The 416-nt window shown below is 63.7% G+C and carries 1 protein-coding gene; it reads right to left on the bottom strand.

Annotated features, from left to right (window positions below; all coding sequences use genetic code 11):
• A partial coding sequence (locus AX708_RS17815) for a conjugal transfer protein TraG N-terminal domain-containing protein (RefSeq protein ID WP_197426420.1) occupies positions 1-416 on the bottom strand: 416 nt, incomplete at both ends.

The following is a 416-nucleotide window of genomic DNA, read 5'->3' as shown; positions in this document are numbered from 1 at the left end:
GCGGCGCGGTTCATCACGAACATGTGCAGGACCACATAGAGCGGTCCCCAGCTAGCAAGGTAGAAGAACCCCATCCCGTAGCCGCGAAGCGTCGTGATGCCAGTTCGCGGAAAGAGGAAGAGCGGGAAGATCACCGGGAACATGGCATAGAACACGACATGCAGCACGATGCCGAGCAGCGGCACCCAGGTCATCGCCTGTTGCGCGATCGAGGTGTAGGTGTTGCGCGCCTGTGCGTCAGCGCGCTGTGCCGCATAGGCATCCCACCCCGCGTCCGAGAAGCTCTCGCGCGCCGCCATGAAAGCATCCATGACCGAGACCTGCTGGAGATAGGCATAGGGGTCGGTGGCGGTCCCGTGCATGGTGCCCGCCACGATGCCAAGGTCGTTCCTCAGGCGCTGCGCGGCGATGGTGTC

Origin of the sequence: Erythrobacter sp. CCH5-A1 (genome assembly GCF_001557115.1) — a bacterium.
Taxonomy (GTDB): Bacteria; Pseudomonadota; Alphaproteobacteria; order Sphingomonadales; family Sphingomonadaceae; genus Erythrobacter.
This window is presented reverse-complemented; position numbering and strand designations above follow the sequence as displayed.